Origin of the sequence: Streptomyces milbemycinicus, assembly GCF_002154605.1 — a bacterium.
In the GTDB taxonomy this organism is placed as follows: domain Bacteria; phylum Actinomycetota; class Actinomycetes; order Streptomycetales; family Streptomycetaceae; genus Streptomyces; species Streptomyces milbemycinicus.
In genome coordinates, this window is the sequence record NZ_MUNE01000185.1 from 1 (window position 1) to 17,933 (window position 17,933).

11 protein-coding genes and 1 pseudogene are annotated in these 17,933 nt (G+C 68.4%); 5 read left to right on the forward strand and 7 right to left on the reverse strand.

The features are described from left to right. Positions 1-289: 289 nt before the first annotated feature. A complete protein-coding gene (locus tag CCN51_RS16375) occupies positions 290-1,951 on the forward strand; it encodes a DHA2 family efflux MFS transporter permease subunit (RefSeq protein ID WP_245881634.1) in 1,662 nt (553 codons plus the stop codon). Continuing rightward, entirely contained in the window at positions 1,948-2,223 is a 276-nt protein-coding gene (locus CCN51_RS16380) for an SDR family NAD(P)-dependent oxidoreductase (RefSeq protein ID WP_078610832.1), read from the forward strand. Before CCN51_RS16375 ends, CCN51_RS16380 begins: the two co-directional genes overlap by 4 nt. Here CCN51_RS16380 and CCN51_RS16385 read toward each other — a convergent pair. The 3 genes from CCN51_RS16385 to CCN51_RS54965 form a co-directional block, all read right to left on the reverse strand. Further along, positions 2,147-2,371, reverse strand: coding sequence for a hypothetical protein (locus CCN51_RS16385; RefSeq protein WP_014182575.1), 225 nt, complete (start codon positions 2,369-2,371; stop codon positions 2,147-2,149). The two genes, CCN51_RS16380 and CCN51_RS16385, sit on opposite strands and share 77 nt — an antisense overlap. 314 nt (positions 2,372-2,685) lie before the next feature. After that, positions 2,686-2,841, reverse strand: a complete 156-nt coding sequence (locus CCN51_RS16390) for a hypothetical protein (RefSeq protein ID WP_014182576.1) — start codon at positions 2,839-2,841, stop codon at positions 2,686-2,688. Between the two features lie 29 nt (positions 2,842-2,870). After that, positions 2,871-3,038: a hypothetical protein gene (locus CCN51_RS54965; RefSeq protein ID WP_014182577.1), complete on the reverse strand. Its 168-nt coding sequence runs from the start codon at positions 3,036-3,038 to the stop codon at positions 2,871-2,873. Between the two features lie 40 nt (positions 3,039-3,078). On the opposite strand from CCN51_RS54965, the gene CCN51_RS16395 reads away from it, so the two are divergent. After that, a complete protein-coding gene (locus tag CCN51_RS16395) occupies positions 3,079-4,308 on the forward strand; it encodes a WS/DGAT domain-containing protein (protein WP_014182578.1) in 1,230 nt (409 codons plus the stop codon). Positions 4,309-4,340: 32 nt separating this feature from the next. Here the strand turns inward: CCN51_RS16395 and CCN51_RS16400 are convergent, their stop codons facing one another. Beyond that, the gene (locus tag CCN51_RS16400) at positions 4,341-5,477 is read right to left on the reverse strand and encodes an SDR family oxidoreductase (RefSeq protein ID WP_014182579.1); all 1,137 of its coding nucleotides are present in this window, start codon (positions 5,475-5,477) and stop codon (positions 4,341-4,343) included. A 332-nt stretch (positions 5,478-5,809) separates the two neighbouring features. On the opposite strand from CCN51_RS16400, the gene CCN51_RS16405 reads away from it, so the two are divergent. Then, positions 5,810-13,348, forward strand: a complete 7,539-nt coding sequence (locus tag CCN51_RS16405) for a type I polyketide synthase (RefSeq protein ID WP_014182580.1) — start codon at positions 5,810-5,812, stop codon at positions 13,346-13,348. A gap of 561 nt (positions 13,349-13,909) precedes the next feature. Next, positions 13,910-14,542: pseudogene (locus CCN51_RS16415) on the forward strand (helix-turn-helix domain-containing protein); the annotation flags it as partial. A 412-nt stretch (positions 14,543-14,954) separates the two neighbouring features. On the opposite strand, the gene CCN51_RS16420 reads toward CCN51_RS16415, so the two are convergent. From CCN51_RS16420 to CCN51_RS16430, 3 genes are all read right to left on the reverse strand, one after another. Continuing rightward, positions 14,955-16,187, reverse strand: coding sequence for a serine hydrolase domain-containing protein (locus CCN51_RS16420; RefSeq protein WP_014182583.1), 1,233 nt, complete (start codon positions 16,185-16,187; stop codon positions 14,955-14,957). 213 nt (positions 16,188-16,400) lie between these two features. After that, positions 16,401-16,652: a hypothetical protein gene (locus tag CCN51_RS16425; protein WP_014182584.1), complete on the reverse strand. Its 252-nt coding sequence runs from the start codon at positions 16,650-16,652 to the stop codon at positions 16,401-16,403. A 166-nt stretch (positions 16,653-16,818) separates the two neighbouring features. Continuing rightward, positions 16,819-17,931, reverse strand: a complete 1,113-nt coding sequence (locus CCN51_RS16430; RefSeq protein WP_014182585.1) for an integrase core domain-containing protein — start codon at positions 17,929-17,931, stop codon at positions 16,819-16,821. Positions 17,932-17,933: the final 2 nt, after the last annotated feature.

The window sequence follows — 17,933 nt, forward strand, 5'->3', positions numbered from 1 at the left end:
AGCAGCCGGCGGTCCCGCGGTCGGTCCGGGCCCCGCCCCCATCCCGTCGCTCGTCTCATCAGGCATTGGTGACGCCGTGCGTGGCACGAGGACACCTCCACGGGACACGACAACGTGACACCGCGGGACCGCCGGCTGCTGGCACACCGACGAAATTGCCGGTCGGACCCGTTAAGCGGACGCTGCGGGATCGGTCCGAGCCGAGCGGACGCAGCGTTGACTCCCACCTCCGACATAACCGGGCATATGGCGTCCGGCAACGATAAAAAGGGCTGGCTGAGCAGAAGCTATGAGCGGCACAAAGGGCATGTCGGCGAACGGGCACAGACCACGCACTGCCAGCCCGTGGGCAGCGCTGGCCGCCCTGTCTCTGGGACTGTTCATGATCGTGGTGGACACTTCGATCGTGTCCGTGGCGGTACCGACCATGGTGCGCAGCCTCAACACCGGTCTCAACGCGGTGGTGTGGGTCACCAGCGTCTACCTGCTCATGTATGCCGTCCCCATGCTGTTCACCAGCCGACTCGGTGACCGCTACGGCCCCAAGCGGGTGTTTGTCGCCGGGCTGGCTGTGTTCACCGGTGCCTCCCTGTGCGCCGGACTGTCCGCGAGCGTGGAGACGCTGATCGCTTCACGAGCGGCGCAGGGCCTGGGAGCGGCACTGCTGACCCCGCAGACTCTGACACTCATCACGCACTTGTTCCCAGGTGGCGACCGCGGCCGGGCGATGGGCGTCCTCGGCGGGGCCTCCGGCCTGGCCACCGTCACCGGCCCACTGCTCGGCGGAGTCCTGGTGGACGGCCTCGGCTGGCAGTGGATCTTCTATGTCAACGTCGTGGTCGGCGTCGCGACCTCGGCCCTGAGCCTGCTGGTCATACCGGACTGGCGCCCGGGGCACACACATCGGTTCGACATGGCCGGCATCCTGCTCTCCGGCGCCGGACTCTTCCTGATCGTGTTCGGCATCCAGAACGGCCAGACATACGACTGGGGCGAACTCCTCGGACCGATTACGGTGTTCCACGTCATCGCGGTCGGCGTGGCCCTACTCGTTGCCTTCGTGATCTGGCAACGCGTCAACCGGAATGAGCCGCTGGTGCCCCTGCGCACCTTCGCCGACCGCAACTTCTCCATGGGTGCCCTGACCACCGCGGCCCTCGGCTTCACGCTGACCGGCATGTTCCTTCCACTGGTCATCTACCTGCAATCCGCGCTCGGCCTGTCACCGACCGATGCCGGGCTGGTCACCGCGCCGATGGCCCTGGTGTCCGGTCTCATGGGCCCGTTCATCGGCCGTCTGTCGGACCGCGTCAGCGGCAAATACCTGGTGATGTCCGGTCTGCTGGGCATGGCACTGGGCCTGGGCATCATCGCCCTCCAGGCCGAGGCGGAGCTTCCGCCCTGGCAGCTCACTCCCGGGCTGCTGGTGTGCGGGCTCGGCATGGGATTCGTCCTCGTCCCAGTGAACAACGTCGCAATGGGCACCGTACCCGCTGAACTCCGAGGAGCCGCCTCGGGCATCTTCTTCACCGCCCGCCAGTTGGGCGCGGTTCTCGGTAGCGCCACAATCGGAGTCCTGCTGCAGATGCGCATCGTGACGGCGACGGCCAACGCGGCGGACACAGCGTCTGCACATCTGCCCGCCCGCTACCGTCGGGACTTCCTGGAGTACATGCGGGACACACCCAGTCAGGCGGCGGGCGCTCCCGGCACGGAAACGTCCTTGGCCCTGCCTGGACACCTGGCCCGCCAGGGTCAGCAACTCGCCGAACAGGCCGTCCGGAACGGGCTGACCCAGGCGGCGAAGGAGACCCTGATCCCGCTGATCGCGGTCCTTCTCCTGGGCACACTGGCCGGCGCTGCGATGCGCCGCACCAAACCGGTGTCAGGCCCTCCGGGGCCTGCCGACTACTCCACTCCCCTCTCCACGACCAGGAAAGGCTCTCCATGACCTCCCTCACCACCAGCAGCCCGCGCGTCGCCGTCGTAACCGGCGCCAACAAAGGCGTCGGACGTGCTATCGCCCAGCAGCTCGCCGACCTCGGTATGACGGTCTATCTCGGCGCTCGGGATGAGGAACGCGGCCGGGCCGCCGAGAGTGAACTGCGAGCAGGCGGCCGTGACGTGCGTTTCCTGCGACTCGACGTCACCGACGGCGCCGCAGTCTGTCTTTGGGGAGGTGGTGCAGCAGGCCGGCGAGGATGGCACGGTCGCTGTCGGTGAGGGTCGGCTTGCCGACCTGGCGCTGCAGGACCAGCAGCTGGTGCCGGAGTACGAGGATCTCGACGTCCTTCTCTTTGTCGCTCATCGGCAGGAGGCGTAGGAACGCCAGGGCATTGGTCGCGGCTAGGTAGGCCAGACGCAGCAGCACGGCACATCATGATGCCGCCGGTGCGTTGGACAGGAGAAGACGCCTGGGCCAGCTCATGCAGAGCCGAAGATTACTGATCAAGCCCCCCACCTGCATGGATGATTTTTCGGCACCCGCACAGTCGCAGCAGCACGGTCGATCATCTTGCCGCGGCGAGCGCCAGCCTCGCGAGAGCGCCCGTTCACGCGACTTTGCCAGTCGACCTCCGGTACACCGCGCGCACCGCTTCCCACCAGGGCGGATGGGTTTTTTCGGCAGGGGCAAGGACATGGTCAAGGGACGCAAGCGCCAACGCTCCAGCAAGCTCGAGCCGTTCAGGCCCGTATCCGTCCGCTGATCTGACGGCGCAGCACCGCGTACTCGTGCCGCAACACGAGCAACTTCGCATCCTTCGCCGCCTCGCTGCGCAGCCCTACCCGGGGGATGGACAGCAGTTTGCGGACGACCTTGTACGCCAGTGAGACGGTCACGCGGACATGCTGCCAGCCGGGATCCGGCCTCAGCCGTCACCTGAAACGATGACTTTCCGAGCCCGACAGGCGACCTCATGGCGCAGGGCGAGGATCTCGGCCTTGTTCGTGGCGGAGGAGCGGCCCAGCAGTGCCAGCCGGCTCAGCGGTGTGTGGTGGAAGCCGGCCCGGCCGACGACCATACTGTCGGCGAGCACTGTTGGCCGCCTGACGAATTTACTGACGCGGAGTGGCGTTGTGGAGGATCCCCGAGAATTCCTGCTCTCCGATGCCGGGTTGACCGGTTACCGGCTGGCCCATCCCGGCACGAGTCTGGGGATCGGGGCGGCGCTGGTGTGCGAGGGACCGGCTCCCGCCCCGGAGGTGGTGAAACGGGAACTGCGCCGGGTGCTCTCGGCCTATCCTGGATTGGGCGGCACCTGCACGGTGGACGCCTGCACGGACCACCTGGCCGCGTCCGATACCGAAGCGCACGATCTGGGTGCGGTGGTCGACACGGTGACAAGCCGTCCGCTGCCGGCCGACGGGTGGGCGTGCACGATCGCCGAGGGATTGCCCCACGGTCGGTTCGCCGTGGTCTGGCGGGCCGATCACGTCTTACTCGACGGCGCGGGCGTGGCTGCTGTTCTTGCGGAGCTGTGCCGTCCGCAAGCGGTTGTACCGGCGCGGCGGTTCTCGTCGGCCGCGGCACGGGAAGGCCGTGGGGCGGCTCTGTGGTCGACGGTGCCCGACCTGCTAAGAGCGGTACGGGCTACGGGTGTGCCGCTGCTGGGGCTGCGCACGAAGGCCGACCGCCTGCTGCCTGACGCTGCCGGCGCGCCAGGGCCGCTGCGGCACGCCTTCGCAGAAACGGATGTGGAACTGCTGCGCGGAATCGGTCGACGCCACGGCGCGACGATCAACGACGTTCACCTTGCCGCGCTGTCCGGAGCGCTGCGCGGCTGGGTATCGGAGCATCAGGATCCCGACGGGCTGCGAGCGGTGCGGGCTCTGTCGCCAGTCAACATCCGCAAGTCGGTTGAGGAGGGTGTGCTGCGCAATCGTCACATCCCGGTGAGTGTCACCCTGCCGCTCGACATCGCCGACCCGGTGGAGCGACTGGTCCGGGTGCGGGCCCGGACCAGGCGGCTGGCGAGGTCGCTGCGGCATCCGATGGTGCATACGGTGTTCTCGGCGTTGCCGCGGTCTGTAGGGCCATGGTGCATGGAACGCTACTTCAGCCCGCGCCGGAGCACTCTTCTCGTGAGCAACGTTCCTGGCCCGCCCTACGGATTGACACTGGCCGGAGCACGCGTGCTGGGAGTCCGCCCACTGAACTTCCTGCCCGCCGGACACCAACTGTCCGTGGCTCTGGTCACATTGGAGCGTCGGGCATACGTGGGATTTGCGGGTCTTCGTTCACTGCCCGGTCTGGCCGGCCTGCCGTGCCGGTGGTCGCGTGAGCTGGAGGCGCTTGAGGCCGTCTGATCCGCGGGGTGGGCCACCCTCATGCCTGTGCCTCAGATGGTGACGGAGGCGGAGGCGCACCCGAGTGCCCTGGCGAGGTACGGTCCGTCGACGGGCTGCGGATCGGGCAGGTCGGGCACGTCGCGCAGCAGGTTGGTGCGGTCGTAGGTGCGGTGCTGCGAGGAGAAGGTCAGCAGGTCACCGACGTGCTGGGTGAAGAGGCGTTCGTACATATTCGGCGCGGTGACGGTCGGCTGCACGGTCAGGGTGATCCCGGGGTAGAGCGCTTCGAACGCGTACGTGGCGGCTTCGAATCCGGTCTTGAGCGGGTTGGTGATGTGGAGGGTGCGTACTCCGCTGTCCGCGCGTACCCGGGCGGCGCGGACGGCGGCGTGAGCCGCGTAGTCGGCGCAGAGCATGTTGATGCCGCCTTCGGGGTCGCCCTGGATACGGAGGTGCATGCCGCTGCCGTGGGCGTCTCCGCCGGCGAGCAGGCGGGCCACGGTCGCGTCCTCGCCGGCCTTGTTGCGCAGGGCCGTGTTGATAAGTCCGGCCAGGATGCCCAAGGACTGCTGCGGCAGGCCTTCGGGGACGGGCCGGTCGGTGACCAGCAGGCTCGGACGCAGGATGGTGGCGGTGCGGCCGGTGCGGGCGGCCCAGGCGTGGACCATGCGTTCGGCGGTGTACTTGGTCTCCTCGTAGTAGGTCTGAAACCCGTGTTCCTCGGTCAGCTCGCTCTCCATCACGTGTCCCGCGGTGCGGGATCCGGCCACGTAGGCGGTGCTCACGTGCACCAGGTGCGCCGCGGGCGTCCCGGTGAGGAGTTCCAGGACGCGGCGGGTGCCGACGACGTTGGCCTTGAACAAGGGGCTCGGGTCGCCCTGCAGCGAAAGGAGAGCGGCACAGTGCCACAACGCGGTGCAGTCCGTGGCGAGAGCAGCGCGTTCGCGAGAGCTCAGGCCGAGGTCGGGCTCGGTGAGGTCTGTGGTCACGTACCGCAGCCGGTTCCGTGCATCGGCACCGGGCGATGCGCCGTTCAGCCAGGTGAGAGCGGCTTCGATACGAGCGCGCAAGGTGTCGGGGGCATGCCGCCCCAGGACGACGACGGGCTCGTCGGAGTCTTCGGTCAGCAGTTCGCGCAAGATCCGGCTTCCCAGGAAACCGGTCGCGCCGGTGAACAGCACAGCCATGGCAGGCTCCCGAATGAGAGTGGGACCGGTGCGCCGGCGGGGGGGACCGGCATGCGGCGGGGCAGACCGAAGGATCCGGCGCAGCGCTCACCTTGTCCTATATACGAGCGGCCGGTGGACTCCTTCCTGCAAATATCACTTGAAAGGATGAACATCTCTCCGGGGTAATCACATTCGTCGCCCCAGATGAAACTCTGCGTGAGCACAGTAGTTGGTGAGGAATCTCGTCGAACACGTACAGCCCACGTCGCAACGCTGCGCGAGGGCGAGGACGGTGGTCCGGGGACGCACTCCCGCGGTGGCCTCCGTCGAACGGAGAGGAACCGCAGGCGATGAACGGAACCGACTCCGCCGGGCAGAGCATCGCCGTCGTCGGGGCGGCACTGCGCCTGCCGGGCGGCATCAGCAGCCTGAACGGGCTGTGGGACGTGCTGTTGCAAGGACAGGACATGATCGGTCCTGTGCCGGGCGATCGGTTCGAGGCGGCCCGCTTCGTGGACACCTCGATGCCGCGTCGGGGCAAGAGCTACACCGGTGTGGGCGGATTCCTCGACGACATCAGCGCGTTCGACGCCGCGTACTTCGGGATCTCCCCGAAGGAAGCCGCCCACATGGACCCGCAGCACCGGCTGCTGCTGGAGCTGACCGCAGAGGCCCTGGACGACGCCGCGATCGACCCTGCGCGCCTGGGCGGTTCCGACACCGCGGTGTACGTCGGCATCTCGGACGCCTCGTACGGCGCCTTGCAGATGTCCTCGCTGCGCACCGTCGGCCCCTACACCATGGCGGGCGCGGCCTCTTCGATCGCGGCGAACCGGATCTCGTACACCTTCGACCTGCGCGGTCCCAGCATGGCGATCGACACCGCGTGCTCGTCCTCACTGGTCGCTCTCGACCACGCGTGCCGGACGCTGCAGGAGGGGACCAGCCGGGTTGCGGTGTGCGGAGGGGCCAATGTGCTGCTCAGCCCGTTCCACTACGTCGGCTTCTCCCAGGCGGCGATGCTGTCGCGGGCGGGCAGGTGCGCGTCGTTCTCCGCCGAGGCCGACGGGTTCGTGCGTGCCGAGGGCGGCGGCGTGGTTCTGCTCAAACGCCTGACCGATGCCCTGGCCGACGGCGACCGCGTACACGGGGTGATTCTGGGCACCGGTGCCAACAGTGACGGCCGGACCATGGGCATGTCGCTGCCCAGTGCCGAGGCGCAGGAGGACCTGCTGCGCCGGGTGTACGCGCAGGCCGGGGTACACCCGGACGAGCTGGTGTACTTCGAGGCGCATGGCACGGGTACACCGGTGGGTGATCCGCTGGAGGCCCAGGCCATCGGGCGGGCCCTGGGCATCCGTCGCATCACCGGTGACCTGCCGATCGGTTCGGTGAAGTCGAACCTCGGTCACCTGGAGCCCGCCTCGGGCATGGCGGGGCTGTTCAAGGCGCTCCTGGTGCTCAGGCACGGCCTCGCCCCCGCGTCGCTGCACGCCGAACCTCCGCACCCGGACATCGACTTCGCGGGGCTGGGCCTGAACGTGACGTCCCGGAACCAGCCTGTGGTCCGTGTCGACCGTCCCGTGGTGGGGGTCAACTCCTTCGGCTTCGGCGGTGCGAACGCGCACACCGTCCTGGGCTGCGCGCCACCGTCCCCGCAGGCCCCATCGGTCACGGCGGCCGAGGACGGACTGCCGGTGCTGGTCTCGGCCCGCACGGAACAGGCACTGGTCCAGGCCACTGCCATGATGGCCGACCATCTGGCGTCCATGGCGCCGGAGCAGTTCTACGACCTCGCCCACACCTGTTGTCTACGCCGCGGGCGGCACGAGCACCGGGCCGTGGTGATGGCACGCACCCCGCAGGAGGCGGCACAGGAGTTCGCCGCCCTCTCCCGATCCGGCGACCCGGACGCCGCTCGGCAGGACCACGCGGTGGGTGGCGAGCCGGAACCGACGACCGAGTGCCGCGGCGCACAGCCCCCGATCGGGTCCTTTCGCCCCGCCGGCGCCACCGCCCGGGTGGCGGCCGGTGGCCGGGTGGCGTTCGTGTTCTCCGGAAACGGATCGCAGTGGGCGGGCATGGGGGCCGATCTCTTCGCCCACCACCCCGACTTCCGGCAGGAGATCGAACGGGTGGACGCGGCTCTGGCACCGCACCTGGACTGGTCGATGGCCGAGGTCTTCGCCACCCCACCGGAAGCGTGGCGGCTGGCCGAGACCGAGACCGCGCAACCGATGCTGTTCGCGGTGCAGGCCGGACTGACCGCCGTACTGCGCGGTCAGGGCATCGAACCGGCGATGGTGGTCGGGCACAGCGTGGGCGAGGTTGCGGCTGCATACTGCAGCGGTGCTTACACCCTCGCACAGGCGGCCAGAGTGGTGGCGGCACGCAGCCGTGCGCAGGGCCGCACTGCCGGCCGGGGCCGGATGGCGGCGATCGGCCTGCCGGCCGAGCAGGCGTTGGCGGAACTCGCGCGCCAGAGCGGTCCGTTGGAGCTCGCAGGCGTCAACAGTCCGCAGGATGTCACGGTGGCGGGCGAGTCCGCCGCGCTGGCCGCGTTCGAGAGTGAGCTTCGCGGACGTGGTGTCTTCTGCCGGGACCTCGGACTCGACTATGCCTTCCACAGCAAGGCCATGGACGACCTGCGGGAGGAGCTCACCACGACACTGGCTGACCTCGCGCCCGGTCCCGTCGCTGTCCCGTTCTACTCCACCGTCACAGGCCAACGCGTCAGGGGCGCCGACTTGGACGCCGACTACTGGTGGCAGAACGTGCGCCTGCCCGTGCGGTTCGACGCCGCGATTCGGCGTGTCGTCGACGACGGAGCCGGGCTGCTGGTGGAGATCGGCCCTCACCCCGTCCTGCGCACCTACCTGCGCCGGATCGCCGCCACCCGTCCCACGCTGACCACCGTGGTGCTGCCTACCCTGCGCCGAGCTCAAGACGGCCCGCAGGCCGTCGCCACCACGCTGGCCTCCTCCATCGCGGCGGGCGCGGTCATCGACTGGAGGCGGTACTTCCCGCACCCCGGGAGGGTTACCGACCTGCCCGCCTACCCATGGCAGCGGGAGCGGCACTGGAGCGGCACCGCCCAATCGTGGATCAACTCCAGCGGCAACGGCCTGCTACAGCACCCGCTACTGGGCGAGCGGCTGCCCGCCCCGGTACCGGTGTGGGAGGGGGCTATCGAGCCGACACTCGTCCCCTGGCTCGCCGACCACCGCATCAGCGGATCGGTCATCATGCCGGCCACAGGCTACGTCGAGATGGCCCTGGCCGCCGGCCGTACCGTCCTCGGCAGGTCGGTCGAAGTCGAGCACCTCGACATCAGCAATGCTCTGGTCATCCCCTGGGCGGACGCGAGCGCCATACGCACCCAGGTCTCGCTCAACCCGGACGACGGCACACTGCTGATCACCAGTATCGGTGAGCACAGCGAGGAGCCCCGCCCGCACGCGCGGGCGCGGGTCCGCGCACAACTGCGTCCGCGCCCGGCGCCGCTGGACCTCAACGCGCTGAAAAAGCGCTGCGCGGCCCGTGTCACGGCGGACGCGTTCTACGAGTCCTGCGCCAAGGCCGGTCTGGTCTACGGACCCACCTTCCAGGTGCTGCGCAACATCTGGACCGGTGAGGGCACCGCGGTGGCCTCCTACTGTCACGAGGCCCCGGAAACCGCGTACACCGCACATCCCGCGTTGCTCGACGCCGCGTTGCAGACCGGCGTGGCACTGCTGGTCCAGCGCCTGCTCGACGGGCATGCCTATCTGCCTTCGGCCATCACGGCGGTCAGGGTCTGGGGAGAGCTGACGGAAACCGGCCACATGTGGGTACGCGAACGCCTGCGCTCCCATGACGAGGTCTGCTGGGACATCGTCATCACGGACGACCAAGGCCAGGTGACGGCCCAACTCGACGGCTGTCTCCTCAACCGGCTCACAGCCGGTCATGGCACGCCGACCACCGTCCATGAGACCGTTCTTCGAGCCGCGCCGTACCCCGATGTACCATGCGCGCCATCGCCCCTGCCGCCCCCGGAGGACGTCGTCGCCGCGACAAGCGAGCGGATCGACGAGGTACGCACCGCCTGGCGGCACATGCGTTATCCGCACTTCGCCGGCCTGTTCAAACGCATCGCGGCATGCCATGCCGCATCTGCCGTCGCCGGTCTGCTCACCGATCCGGCGGCGCCGTTCACGATGGATGACCTGGTGACGACGGGAATGGCCGCCCGGCACCGCGGATTGATGGACGTGCTCGCCACACTGATGGAACGGCACGGCCACCTGGCCGTTGAACCCGACGGCCGGTGGCGGTTGACGCCGCAGACGGACCGAGCGGACGAGCTGATGCGGGAGGCGGCCACCCGCACACCCGCGTTCGTCCACCAGCTGGCTCTCGCCGCCCACCAAGGCCGCCACCTCGGGGCACTGCTGCGCGGCGAAGCACCTGCGGGCACGGCCGCGGAACCCACCGCCAACCTGCTCGAGCAGTACCAGGAAGCAGCACCTGCCCACCGGTTCCACAACCGACTCGTCCAAAGCCTGGTCGGCGAGGCCATTCGCGATTGGCCCGCCGACCGCACGCTGCGCGTCCTCGAGATCGGCGCGGCGAGCGGTGGTGTCACCGCGGCACTACTGCCTATGCTGCCGCCGGAACGTACCCGCTACACCTTCACCGACCCGTCCGCAGCCTCCCTGGCGCGCGCCCGCAGCCGCTTCTCGCCGTACGACTTCATCGACTACCGCACCCTCGGTCTGGACGCCGATCCAGCGGAACAGGGCTTCACACATCACGGCTACGACATCGTGATCGCGGCCAACTCCCTCCGCGGCACCGCGGACCTGCAAGCCGCCGTGCGCCGGGTCGCTCTTCTGCTCGCTCCCGGCGGACACCTGCTCGGCATCGAATGCCACGATCCCGAGATGCTCGCGCCGATTGTCGGCACGCTCGGCGGATTTCCCGCCCGCACCGACACCGAACCTCCGCAGGACTGCATCCTGACGCCCCACGAGTCGTGGGCCGGACTACTGAAGGAATGCGGCTTCACCGAGGTCGTCCGCTCGGGAGCGGACAGCGAGCCGGCGTTCACCGACCACTCGATGTTCCTCGCCTCCACTCCCCGCGAGCCGGTGCCGCAGCCCGGGCTGCCGGATGCCACGGCCGGGACCTCGTTCCTGGTGGTCACCGAGGCGGAAGGCGAACAGCCCCTGGCACGAGCCGTCGCCGACGCGCTGACGGAGCGCGGCAGCCGCGCCCGCCTCGTTCCGGGGGAGGCCGAGGCGCGCGATGAGAACCACCTCCTGTGCGCCAACGACCTGGCCGGCACGGACCTGGCCGTCGTCCTCCTGCTGGCCGACGCCGGTGAAGCACGTGCGGACGTCCTGGTGGCGCAGGCGGCCCGGCGAGCCGATCTGCTGCGGTCGATCGCCGCGGAGTGCGCTCGCCTTCCACGGGGCTCCCGTGCCGCGCTGTGGCTGGTAACCCGGCCCAGCGGCGCTCTGCCGGACCCTGCAGGGATCACCCATCCCGGGGACGCCGCGATGTGGGCCGTGATGCGCTGTCTGGCCAACGAGCAACCGGAGCTGACCGGCCGCCGCGTCAGCCTGGCGCGGTCTCACGACCCGGCCGCTGACGCCCTCCGACTCACCAGGGAACTTCTGTTCGCCGACGGTGAAGACGAGATCGTCCTCACCGTGGCCGACCGATTCGTCCCCCGTGAGCAGCCGCTCTCCGTCCCGCGGCACGGTGCAGGCACGGGCCCCTTCGCCCTTCGGGTGCACCATCCGGGGCTGAGCTACCGACTCGTCTGGGAGGAGATGGCAAGCCCGCAGCCCGGCCCCGGGCAGGTGGCCATCGACGTGCGTGCCGTCGGGCTGAACTACCGCGACGTGATGCAGGCCGTCGGGCTGCTGCCCGCCGAAGCGCGGGAGGACGTTCCGCGCGAAGTGGACCTGGGCCTGGAGTGCTCGGGAGTGGTGAGCGCCTGCGGGCCGGGTGTCACTGTCTTCGCACCCGGTGACCGCGTCGCCGGCATGGTCCGCGCCTCCATGGGGTCGAGTACCGTCACCATGGCACGTAGCATCCGCCGGATACCCGACCACATGTCGTTCGCCGAAGCCGCGACTGCTCCCACCGCCTTCAGCACCATCCACTACAGTCTGTCGCACCTGGCTCGCGTGCAGCCCGGCGAAACCGTGCTGGTCCACGGTGCCGCCGGAGGCGTCGGCCTGGCCGCCCTGCAGTACGCTCGCGCACACGGCGCCGAGGTGATCGCCACCGCGGGCAGCGACGTCAAGCGCGACTTCCTGCGCGGCCTCGGAGTCCGGCACGTCCTGGACTCCCGCTCGATGGACTACGTGAACGAGGTCCGGGAGATCACCCGGGACCAGGGGGTCGATGTCGTCCTCAACTCCCTCGCCGGTGAGGGGATCACACGAGGAGTCGAACTCCTGCGGCCGGGCGGGCGCTTCATCGAACTCGGCAAGCGCGACATGTACGAAGGCAAACCGCTGACGCTGCGCCCCTTCCTGAACAACATCGCCTTCTACGGCGTGGACCTGACCTCCATGGACGATCCTCGCCTGGTCGGACCGCTGGAGGTGGCTGCGGACGCGATCGCCGGTAGCGGCGTCTACCACCCGTTGCCGTACACGGTCTTCCCGGCCGCGAGGGTCGAGGACGCCTTCCGGCTGATGCAGCATTCCCGACACATCGGCAAGGTCGTCATCACGTTCGACGCTCTGGACGAGTCTCCGAACGTCGTACCACTGCCACGTGCTCTCCGTCTGGACCCGGAGGGGACCTACCTCGTAACAGGTGGCAACAGTGGTTTCGGCGCGGCGACCGCAGCCTGGCTCGCCGACCAAGGGGCCCGGCACCTGGCCCTGGTCAGCCGCCGAGGCGCCGACGCGCCCGAAGCCGCCGACGCGCTGAGCGCCGTGGCGGACCGCGGGGCCGATGCCGTTGCACTGGCCGTGGACGTCACGGACGTGGATGCGATGCGTGCCCTCATTGACAGCATCGACGCCGGCGGTCACCCTCTGCGCGGCATCGTCCACTGCGCCATGCACCTGGACGACGCACCGCTCTCGGAGCTGACCCACGACCGTTTCGCGGCGGTGCTCGCCGCCAAGATGGGCGGAGCAGCCATCCTCGACACCCTGACTCAAGGACGGAACCTCGACCTGTTCCTGCTGTACTCGTCCACCACCGCCATGATCGGCAATTTCAAGCAGAGTTCCTACGCCGCGGCGAACCTGTATCTCGAAGCGCTGGCCAGACAACGTCGTCAGCGTGGGGAGAGCGGCGTGGCCATCGCCTGGGGAGCCATCGGCGAGACCGGCTACGCCGCCCGCAATGACCTCCTCTCATCCTTCCAGGCGCTTGGCATCGAACCGCTGGCGCCCCACGCCGCCTTCGCCACCATGGAACACCTGTTGGCCGATGGGAACCGGGCCGCGGAGGTCGCGGGTATCACATGCTGCAACTGGACCCGCACCGGGGCCCTTCTGCCCCTGCTGTCCAGCGCGCGGCTGACTGACCTCGTGCCCGCCCACACCGATGAGGGTGATCTCAGTCGGGAAGAACTCCTGCGCACCATCAGCCTGATGACCAGCGAGGAGGCGCTCGACTCCCTCACCGAGCAGCTCACCAGGCTACTCGGTGAGGCCCTGGGCCTCGATCCGGACCAGCTCGACCCGCATCGCCGTCTCGACGCCTACGGCATGGACTCGCTCATGGCCGCACAAGTCCTGGTCTCCCTCAACCAGCGCTACGACATCGACATCCCTCCGATGGAACTCCTGCGCAGCAACGGCACCATCGTGGAGTTCGCCCAGATCGTACAGTTGCGCCTCGGATTCCATACCAGCGCCGACCCGACCTGACCAGCCGAGCCTTTCCATTCCGGAAATCTCCTCTCAGACCACGCTGTGGGTACCCTCGTGTTGGCACTGGCCGGCCTCGGAAGGAAGCCAGTCGGAAGTCGCCGTGCAGGGTGAGGCACAGATCGTGGTGGCCGTCGCCCCGCGCCGCCATCTCGGCGGTCACGGTCGTCCAGGTGTGGCGGTCGCCGGTGACCGGTACGGCGAACTCCGCAAGGAGCTGGTCTCCCTGTGCCGTTCAGAAACCCGTCATGGCAGGTCAGGCCGCGTACCTGTACTCGTTGATCAGGCCGCCGAGAACACGAGTCTGGAGTAGTCGTCGTGGAGTGCTCAAGGCGGTCAACGGCGCGACCGGGCTGTCGGTAAGGGGAGGACGTTGCCCTCGGGCCTGATGGGGACGATGGCCGTTGTAGTGTCGAGCGTAGACGTCGAGGACGTTGCGCTTGCCGAGAATGTCATCCGCCCTGTTCAGAGCGGGTGCACCGAGCTCCACGGTCGTCGGCCACGATCGCTCGTGCAGACGCTCTCGCGTAGCCGGTGGTCCACACGTGATGATGATCGATCGTGCTGCTGCGACTGGCCTACCTCGGTGTGACGAATGCGTTCGCGGTGCTGCGTCTGCTGCCGATGAGCAACCGGGACAAGGATGCGGAGATCCTGGCTCTCCGTCATCAGATCACGGTCCTGGAACGCCAACTCGGCAAGGGAAAGGCCCGGTTCAGCCCGAGCGACCGGGCGTTCCTGGCGGCGCTGCTGCACCGGCTGCCGTTGCCCGCCCTGCGGCGTCTGCGGCTGCTCGTGCGTCCTGACACGGTACTGCGCTGGCATCGCGACCTCGCAAAGCGCCGGCATGCCGCCTCATCACGGCCCAAGCAACCCGGTCGGCCTCGTACCGTGCGCTCCGTCCGGACTCTGGTGCTGCGCCTGGTCAGGGAGAATCCGAACTGGGGCTACAGGCGGCTTCACGGCGAACTGCTCGTGCTGGGAGTGAAAGTGGCCGCCTCGACTGTCTGGAAGATCCTCAAGGACGCCGGCGTCGATCCAGCGCCCGACCGGAGCTCCAGCACATGGGCCAGCTTCCTGCACTCCCAAGCCGACGCCCTCCTCGCCTGTGACTTCTTTGAGGCGGTCACCCTGTCCGGCGCCCGGATGTACGTACTCGCGGTGATCGAACACAGCAGCCGCCGCATCCGGATAAATTAACCCACCTCGACATACGACGACGCGACCGCCTCGGCAGCCTCCTCCACGAATATCACCATGCTGCCTGACCTGCATGGATGAAGTTCTCGGCAAGGACAGGGTCATGGGTCGGGCGCGGTGCTCGACCTCCTTGACGAAGTCGCCGTCGTACTCCGTTGACGTAGCGGTCGCCCTTGTTCTCGATCACGACGCGGGCCTGAAGGACGATGCCCTCGTTCTCCTTCGGGTGTAGCTCCGACTCTGGGAAGTCCGTGGGTCAGACCGTGAGTTGGTAGTTGTGCTGGTCGGGGGTGGGGTAGAAACGTTCGTGCTCCCGGGCGAGGTGGAAGGTCCAGTACTCGTCGAAGTCGCCGTTGTCGTTCAGGGCTCGGAGTTTGAGGACGGCCTCGGCGCCGGCGGTTAGAGATCAGCCACCCGATCCCCCGCCGACCGGGGCCCCGGTGATGGCCTGCATCTCCTGCCCGATCATCTCCTGCAGCGGCACGCCGTCGCGGTTGCTGAGGATGACACCGACCCAGCCGGTGTTCGGGTAGATGTCCCAGTTGGCGCTGACACCGGGGTTGCCACCGGCGCGCTGGTACATCCACTGGCCGTTGACGATGGAGACCGGAATCCCGTACGCCCCGAACGACGCCGGCCCATGGGGGATCTTGGCGGCAGTGAGCACGTCGGCCCAGGGCCGGTCCAGCACTGTGCCGTCGCCCAGCGCACGCGCGAACCGGACCAGATCCGGCGCGGTGGCGAAGCCACCGTCCCCAGGGGCATCGATGAAGGCGCGGCCCGGGTTTTTGCCGGGTACGTTCGGGTCCGGGCTGCTCTTGTCCAGGTTGCGGACGGCGTCCACTACGCTGCCGTCGGCGAGTTTCATGTACGGGTGCGCGATGTGCTCGTCGGTGAGCCACTGCGGCCTGGTGTAGAGTGCCGAGCCGGTCATGCCGCAGCGTCCGAAGATGTTCTCCTGCACGTAGTCCCAGTACGTCTTGCCGGTCACGGCCTCCACGATCAGGGCGGAAATGGCGACCTCCGCCTCCTCATGGGCGGTGTCGGGAACGCCCGGGACGCCCACCAGTTTCGCCTGCCGGGCCCGCTGCTCGTAGTACTCGTGCACCTCATCCCGGCTCTGGAAGACGCGTTGCACGTCCTCGTCCGGGCTGTCCAGCCCGGAGGTGCCGGACAACAGGTGGTGGATGGTCACCTGCTCGGCGATCTCCTTGGCGAAGCCCTTCAGATGGGTGCCCACCGTGTCCGACAGCTTCACCTTGCCCTGCTGCGCCAACTGCAAGACGGCCACCGCGCCGAACGGCTTGCCCGCCGAACTGAGGCTGAACGCGACGCCCTCGTGGTTGGCGATCCCCTTCTCCTTGTCGGCCATGCCGTAGCTGCGGGACAGCACCGTCTGGCCCCGGTGCGACAACAGCACCACGCCGGAGAACTTGCCCTCGGCGGCCAACTTCGCCACATACCGGTCGTAGGCTCCGCCAGGCCGGGTGTCTGGCGGGATCGGGTCGGTTGGGGCCTGGTCGGCGTGGCCGGGCTGGGCGCCCACCAGCGATGCGCTTGCCGCCACGCCGGCGGCCGCCAACCCGCCCCACCCGAGCAGCCGCCGCCGGTCGACACCGCGTACGGAATCCGAGTCCATGATCACAGTCCTTTCCCGATGGACGAACTGACCGTTAATGCACTGTGGTCCATGCCTCCACTGAAGACGGGAGACTGTTGCGGTGGCGTATGCGATTTTCGATACGTCCGCGATACACGTTCCGGGAAGATCACTGGTCGTCCTACCGAGGCCAGCCCGGCGCGAGCGACCCGCTGGTTCGCGGTGCCGAAGGTGCTGTTCTCTGTATTTTGATCATGATTGTGCGTGCGGCGGCCACTGCACTTCGGTGAACCGCACGCTCACCGCGGGGGCCTGGGCGTCCAGGCGGGTACGGGCTGCGTCGATCGCCACCGTTTCGGAGGCGACGAGCGCGTTCTGCGCCACTTCGAGCGCGTCCTGCGAGACCTTCACGGCCTTGCGCATCAGGTACGGCTGCCAGGCGACCACGCCGAAACCGGCGGCGGTGCCTATGGATCCAATCGCGACCCACATCGTGTCCGACATGACCGGTGATATTCGTACTGAACAGGCAGAAAGCGCCAATCAACTGGTCAGTGGCGGTACTTCGCGCGGAGCCGAGCGCCTCGACCCCGACCCGCGGCGCGGTCCCGGCCGGAGGGGCGGACCGCTTGACACCCAAGGCTGGGCGTGAAGGGTGTCAATATCCCGATCAGGCCGCTGAGCTGGGTGTTTCTTGTGGATGGAGAAGTCGTTGGGGTGGCGTGGTGTGGTACTCGTTGAGCAGGCCGCCGAGTAGCTGTCGCCGTCGAACTACGGCAGCAGGCAGAGGGATGACGCTCGGGTGGTCGTCCGGGGCGCGTAGGCCGAGGCTGCGGTGGGCCCGTCCGGTGTTGTAGTGCTCGGCGTACGTGGTAAGGACAGCACGGAGGTGTCGTTCGCCGGTGATGAGGAGTCGGTCGGTGCATTCGGCGCGGGCTGTGCGTATCCATCGTTCGGCGAACGCATTGGACCATGGGCTTTGCGGCGGGGTCGGGATGACGGCTGTGCCATTGCCGGCGAAGACGGCGTCGAACGCGGCGGTGAACTTGCTGTCCCGGTCGCGGATGAGGAACCGGAAGCACCCACCTCTGTCTCCGAGGTCCATGAGCAGATTGCGGGCGAGCTGGGTGACCCATGCGCCGGTGGGGCGGGCGGTGACGCCCAGGACATGGACTCGCCGGGTCTTGATCTCCATGGCAAAGAGGACGTAGAGACGTCTGAGGAAGACGGTCTCCACGTGCATGAAGTCACAGGCGAGCAGCGTGTGGGCCTGGGAACGGAGGAAAGTACGCCAGGTCTGCTGGGAGGCGCGCTGAGGTGCGGGCGGCAGACCGGAGCGGCGCAGAACGCGCCGGATCGTGGCGGCGGCGACCCGATGACCGAGCCGTCGGAGTTCGCCTTGGATCCTGACGTATCCCCAGGTCGGGTTCTCCCGCGCCAGGCGCTGGATGAGCGCGACCGTCTCTTCTGCCAGCGGTGGTCGGCCGGGTCCGGTTGGGGTTTGGCCCCATTTCCAGCGCACGAGACGGCGATGCCAGGTCAGCAGTGTGCCCGGGGTGACCAGCCGGTGGCGGCGCAAGACGGGTGGAAGGTGCCGCGCGAGAGCGGAGAGCACGGCACGATCAGCCCATGAGAGCCGCGGACGCTCGATCTGCCGACGCAGGACGGCGACCTCATGGCGAAGCACGAGGATCTCGGCGTTGCTCACGGCGGTCGAGCGGCCCAGCAAAAGGAAGCAGCCCAGCAGTCGGCAGAAGATCAGGCAGAGCCTTCGCAGACCCACAA

Bases quoted from the DNA above. Each gene is read 5' to 3' on its own strand.
- CCN51_RS16420 (WP_014182583.1), bottom strand. From the start codon at position 16,187: ATGGACTCGGATTCCGTACGCGGTGTCGACCGGCGGCGGCTGCTCGGG.
- CCN51_RS16425 (WP_014182584.1), bottom strand. From the start codon at position 16,652: ATGTCGGACACGATGTGGGTCGCGATTGGATCCATAGGCACCGCCGCC.
- CCN51_RS16380 (WP_078610832.1), top strand. From the start codon at position 1,948: ATGACCTCCCTCACCACCAGCAGCCCGCGCGTCGCCGTCGTAACCGGC.
- CCN51_RS16375 (WP_245881634.1), top strand. From the start codon at position 290: ATGAGCGGCACAAAGGGCATGTCGGCGAACGGGCACAGACCACGCACT.
- CCN51_RS16400 (WP_014182579.1), bottom strand. From the start codon at position 5,477: ATGGCTGTGCTGTTCACCGGCGCGACCGGTTTCCTGGGAAGCCGGATC.
- CCN51_RS16405 (WP_014182580.1), top strand. From the start codon at position 5,810: ATGAACGGAACCGACTCCGCCGGGCAGAGCATCGCCGTCGTCGGGGCG.